The organism is Romboutsia sp. (genome assembly GCF_035470145.1).
Taxonomy (GTDB): domain Bacteria; phylum Bacillota; class Clostridia; order Peptostreptococcales; family Peptostreptococcaceae; genus Romboutsia_D.
Map to the genome: position 1 here is coordinate 1 of NZ_DATIRC010000406.1, position 5,720 is coordinate 5,720.

The following is a 5,720-nucleotide window of genomic DNA, read 5'->3' on the forward strand; positions in this document are numbered from 1 at the left end:
ACAAGTCATTTTAACTTGTGTCTACTTTAAGGGGTTCAGTTCATATTGCTTAATCTCTATCTTTATGTGAATTTATATAATTTTAATCATTCTCATCTAACCATTTAGTTAGAGCTTCTATATATTTATCATTTTCCTCAACAAACGGCATATGTCTTGAATATTCAAATAGTTCCCATTTGCTATTAGGAATTCTGTCATACATAGTTTTTGCAATATATGGTGAGCATAGATATATCGCTCCACTAGTTATTAAACAAGGTTCCTTTATTTCATGTAGCCTGTCTGTAAACTCATATCCAGCAAGAGTACCTGTAGGAGAAAATTCATTCTGTCCCCATCCTACAATATATGCTTCAGAACCTGCTTTTTTAGGTCTTCTTAAGCATTCTGCTGAATCTTCAGTTACCTTACCTGCACAGTACATTTCCATAAACTTTTCTAATGCATCATTATATTCCTTACTAGAATAATCTCCAGTATTTACTGCATCAAATAAAGCCTTTTGATCATCTTGGCTCATATATGATATTCTTCTTTTTTGCTCTTTTTCCCAAAGCTTTGCAGAAGAAAGAGTAGATGAAAGAATGTATGACTTAATCCCCTTTGGTTTATACTCAAGAGCATACCAAATAGCCTGCATACCTCCCCAAGACTGACCTAATAGATGAATTTCTTCAAGTCCTAGATGTTTTCTTAGTTCAATAAGCTCTTTTATCCAAGTGTCAGCATTAAATAACTCAGGATGACCTTGTACAAATGAATTTCCACAGCCAATTTGGTCATACATTATTACTTGTCTACCACTTTCGGCTATCTTGTCTAATACCTCAAAATAGTTATGTGTAGAACCTGGCCCTCCGTGAAGTAGTACTAATGGTTTCTTTCCTTCTGTTGCTTCACCTACTATACGATAATAGGTTTTAAAACCTTCAAAAGGCATGTATCCTTCAGTGATTTTCATGTTTACCCCCTCCAATTCGTCATTAGAAACAATAATTAGTTACTCAATAAGACTGTTTAAAACTTCTCAGCCATATTCAATATGTATTTTAATCTCTATGCTTGCTTTCATAAATAGTATAATATAAGTATAAATAGTAATCAACATGGTGTTGATTAAATTGGAGGAATATTATGGATGTTATAAAGGTGTCAAATGTGACTAAAAAGTTTTCTAAAAACCTTATATTAGATGATATAAGCTTGAATATAGAACAAGGTTCTATAGTTGGACTTATCGGTCCTTCTGGTGCTGGAAAAAGCACTTTGGTCAAAGCCATAATGGGTATGGAGAAAGTTAATAGTGGAAATATCGAAGTTTTAAACGCTAAAGTTCCTAATCTAAAGATATTAAGTGATATAGGATATATGGCTCAATCAGATGCTTTATATGAAGATTTAACTGGAAAGGAAAATCTAGAATTCTTTGGAAAGCTATTTAAACTAAAAAAAGATGAACTAAAAAAAAGAATAGAATATACCTCTAAACTTGTTAACCTTGAAAATCACCTTGATAAAAAAGTTAGTGCTTATTCTGGGGGGATGAAAAGAAGATTATCTCTTTCTTTATCTCTTATACAAGATCCTACTTTACTTATTTTAGATGAACCAACTGTTGGTATTGACCCAACACTTAGACTAAATATATGGAAAGAGCTTCATGATCTAAAATTACAAGGTAAATCTATAGTTGTTACTACTCATGTTATGGATGAAGCTGCAAAATGTGATAAACTTGCTTTGATTAGAGATGGTAAAATCATAGCTACTGGAACACCTGATGATTTAATTTCTGAATTTAATGTTTCTAGTATTGAAGAAGTATTCTTAAAGATAGGAAGTGATAGATAATGAAAATAAAAGCATTAGTAATTAGAATATTCAAGCAAACTATACATGATAAGAGAACTTTAGCACTTATGATGGTTGCTCCTCTTATTATTTTATCTTTGATTTACTTTTTATTCAACTCTGATGATGATATTGTTTTAAATGTTGGAGTTTACAATACTTCTTCTGAGTTTAACGATGGATTAAAAGATGCAGATTTAAATGTTTTAAATTATTCTAATGATGATAATATAAAAGATAAAATCGTAGATGATGAGTTATCTGCTTTTATATATACTGATGGTGATGAACTAAACATTACTTATGAAAATAGTTCTCCTCAAGATACTCAAAAAATAGGTGCTATCGTTAAAAGTGTTTCTATGAAAAATAATTTGTCTAATATCTCAAGTGTTATAAGTGCTAAGGTGCCAAATTTAAAAAGTAATATTTCTAGTGGTGTTTCTATAGTTGATAGCTATGTATATGGTGATAGCGATACTTCATACTTTGACACTATAAATCCTATGCTTATCGGATTTTTTGTTTTCTTCTTTGTATTTTTGGTGGCTGGAATATCTTTATTAAAAGAAAGAACTAGTGGAACTTTATACAAACTTTTATCGACTCCTATTAAAAGAAGTGAGATTTTAATCGGGTATTTACTTGGCTATGGTGTGTTTGCTGTTATACAGACCATTATAGTTGTGCTATTTGCTATTTATGTACTAGATATGCATATAGTTGGAAGTGTTTATTTAGTTTTACTTTCTAATGTTGTTATAGCTTTTGTTGCTTTATCTTTAGGTATATTCTTCTCTACTTTTGCTAATTCTGAGTTTCAGATGATGCAGTTTATACCGATTGTTATAGTTCCTCAGATATTCTTCTCAGGACTTATTCCAGTTGAAAGTATGCCTAAGTGGCTTCAAGGTGTAGCTCATGTTATTCCTTTATATTACGGTGCTGATGCTCTTAATGGTATCATCATTAAGGGATATGATTTTTCTATGATACAAAATGATATATATACACTTTTAGCATTTGTTTTAGTTTTATATGTACTTAATGTATTTGGACTTAAGAAGTACAGAAAGATATAGAGAAAGAATGATTAAAGAGGTTGTCTTTTTGACAGCCTCCTTGTATTTTGATATCCATTAGGTATTTAATAGTCTTATCAAGTACAAATAAAAAATCACCTATAAATAGGTCATCTTGACTGACACCTAACGGTTGTCATTTTTTTGTGTTCAAACTTTAATCTATATATAATCCCATAGTAATAGTGTTGTGATAAACACCATGTACGCATATATCTTTTTTCAACAATCCTTCTCTTTCAAATCCAAACTTCTCGTATAGTTTAATACCTCTCTCATTATCTTCTCTAACTAAAAGGCTTATCTTTTTTGTTATACCGTTAGATTTGGCCCATTCTATAAGACAACTCATAACCTCATTACCAAGCCCTATGCCCCAGTATTTTTTTCTAAAGCTTATTCCCAAAGTTCCATTATGCTTCATTCTTTCTTTTTGCATGGAACTTATAGAGGCAATCCCTACTATTTCATCATTTATAATGGTAAGTACATTTTTACAATTTTCCATACTATTAGTTTTTTCTATATACTGTTGTTCCGCTTCTATGCTTAATGTAAATTCATTTGCACCAAAAGTTATAAAATCACTCTCTCCACCAATTATATTTAAATATTCTATCATTGCTTTTGCATCTTCTTTTGTTGGAGTTCTTAAAATTACAGTTTCTCCATTTTTCAATTTAATTTCTTTCATCCCCAATCCTCCTCAAACTTACATCTATATATAGTATGAATATAAATTAAAATTTGTATATAATAAATAAACTTCCTATTATTGTATTATGCATATAGATTTTGATTACTCTTTATGTATTTTTTAATAAAAATAGGTGAAAATATTTACAAAATGAATGTAGACTTATAATAAAACTACAAAGTGGGAGGTATATTTTATGAGTTTAGAAACACCTATAAATTATAATTGTAATATTAAATGCCCAAATTGCCGACATCAATTTTTATATGACTTTAAAATTGATGATATTGATAAGGTTAATTCTAGTGAAAAATCACAAGGAATAGAAACAAAGTATAAATTTATATCTTATTTAATTTGTAAAAATCCTATATGCAATTATGATATTGAAATCAAAGGTGATGTTTTAGAGTATCCTGAAAATTCATTAAATTCAATAGAAATAACACATGTAAAATAGAACTATTATTAATAATATATTAAGTAGCTTTATATAATTTTGTATCATACATATAATCTATATAATTATAAAAAGAGTATAGCTAAATAATCTACTTTTGGCTATACTCTTTGAACTACCTTATCTCATTAGAACACTTCGGACAGTATGAAAAATCTTCTTCTGTAGTATATCCACACACAGAGCAAACTTTCACACTATTTTCAGCACATCCAAAGTCTAGTTCATCAGTATTAATATTTACATTTTGTCCTTTTTCAATCTTTTTACCAATCTCTTCATCTATCTTAGCTACTTTATTACAGCAAGTAGTCTTAACATAGTATTGCTTGTTCCATTTGAAAAGGGTTATAAAAAAGAACATGAAATACCAGTAAGTCATATATACTTCAATATTAGAATACTTTCCGCAACACTTGCATATATTAAGCTCTTTATAGTCTAGCTTCTTTTGTTTTTGGCTAACTCCCATTATAAAAAACATGGTATCCCTCCTATTCTTTTATATAATATCATCTATTTTATATCTCTACTACATTTCTTTTAGTTTCAATATTAACTTATACCTGTAATTAGTGAACTATATATTCATATTATTAAAATAATTTCTATTTATTTTGTAAAGTGTTTTATTCCTTCTTTTATAGATCTATCCATTTCTATTGAAAAATCTGCACTTGTTTTTCTTATATACATTAATTCACCAAAGTTATTCGCATCATGCGTATTAGTTTTTGGCATATTTTCTTCTTTACGCTTAAACATATTTTTTAGCTCATCTTCGTCTAATCTCTTATATCCATTGTCAAATACAACATATTCTTTATCGAATCTATCTCTATAAACTCTTTTAATATTTTCTGGATAATATCCAAGTGTTATCATCGCTGCTGGGAAAGTATAATCGGGTAAGTTTAAAAGTGCTTTATGTTTTTCATAGTTTTCCATTATATCACCTATGTAACAACTACCAATACCTAAGCTTTCGGCTGCAATAACTGCATTTTGGCAGGCTATTAGTGCATCATTTACACCTAACATAAAATCATTCATACCTGGAGATTTTATATTTTCTACATTACATACTTTAAAATAGTCATACCATTTTTGCATGTCTGCTAAAAATATTAATATTACTTTTGCATTTTTTATAAATGGTTGATTGTCACAGGTTTCACTTAAAGTTTCTTTTAATTTTTCATCTGTTATCTTTAGTATTGAGTACATCATCATATTTCCTGCCGTTGGAGCTTTTATGGCACTATCTATTATTATATCTAAATGTTCTTTGCTTATTTCCTTGTCTTTATATCTTCTAAGCGACACTCTATTATTTATATTTTTTATAACATCATTCATACCCGTTACCCCCAATTCTGTTATTTGTATATATAAATAGTATTATATTATTTTTGAATTATCTATATTTTCATTATAGCTTTAGAAATTAAAAAAATCCCCTGAAGGGGACCTTTCGTGGATTAATATATTTATTTATATTATTTAACCTGTTATTCTTTACTTACGATACATTTCACTGTTTCGATATAACTGCAGTTTTTTATCAAGTTTAGATAATGTACCTATTTCCTTGTCCCCCCAAAATTAATATTTTTGGTAAACTCTA

The 5,720-nt window shown here is 28.8% G+C and carries 7 protein-coding genes; 3 read left to right on the top strand and 4 right to left on the bottom strand.

The window, feature by feature from the left end; all coding sequences use genetic code 11:
* Positions 1-82: 82 nt before the first annotated feature.
* Positions 83-964, bottom strand: coding sequence for a proline iminopeptidase (pepI, locus tag VLM92_RS16020; protein ID WP_325277322.1), 882 nt, complete (start codon positions 962-964; stop codon positions 83-85).
* A 173-nt stretch (positions 965-1,137) separates the two neighbouring features.
* Here pepI and VLM92_RS16025 point away from each other — a divergent pair, with 173 nt between their 5' ends.
* Both VLM92_RS16025 and VLM92_RS16030 read left to right on the top strand, forming a co-directional pair.
* Positions 1,138-1,854 carry an ABC transporter ATP-binding protein gene (locus VLM92_RS16025; RefSeq protein ID WP_325277323.1) on the top strand — a complete coding sequence of 239 codons (717 nt, stop codon included), beginning with the start codon at positions 1,138-1,140 and terminating at the stop codon, positions 1,852-1,854.
* Complete coding sequence (locus VLM92_RS16030; protein ID WP_325277324.1) at positions 1,854-2,936, top strand: ABC transporter permease; 1,083 nt, start codon at positions 1,854-1,856, stop codon at positions 2,934-2,936. The genes VLM92_RS16025 and VLM92_RS16030 overlap by 1 nt, the downstream gene beginning before the upstream one ends.
* Positions 2,937-3,093: 157 nt before the next feature.
* On the opposite strand, the gene VLM92_RS16035 is transcribed toward VLM92_RS16030, so the two are convergent.
* Positions 3,094-3,630, bottom strand: coding sequence for a GNAT family protein (locus VLM92_RS16035; RefSeq protein WP_325277325.1), 537 nt, complete (start codon positions 3,628-3,630; stop codon positions 3,094-3,096).
* Between the two features lie 199 nt (positions 3,631-3,829).
* Here VLM92_RS16035 and VLM92_RS16040 point away from each other — a divergent pair, with 199 nt between their 5' ends.
* Positions 3,830-4,093, top strand: coding sequence for a hypothetical protein (locus VLM92_RS16040; protein WP_325277326.1), 264 nt, complete (start codon positions 3,830-3,832; stop codon positions 4,091-4,093).
* A 115-nt stretch (positions 4,094-4,208) separates the two neighbouring features.
* Here VLM92_RS16040 and VLM92_RS16045 read toward each other — a convergent pair whose 3' ends face one another.
* Positions 4,209-4,577: a zinc ribbon domain-containing protein gene (locus tag VLM92_RS16045; RefSeq protein WP_325277327.1), complete on the bottom strand. Its 369-nt coding sequence runs from the start codon at positions 4,575-4,577 to the stop codon at positions 4,209-4,211.
* Positions 4,578-4,705: 128 nt separating this feature from the next.
* A complete protein-coding gene (locus VLM92_RS16050) occupies positions 4,706-5,452 on the bottom strand; it encodes a nitroreductase family protein (RefSeq protein ID WP_325277328.1) in 747 nt (248 codons plus the stop codon).
* Positions 5,453-5,720 lie beyond the last annotated feature (268 nt).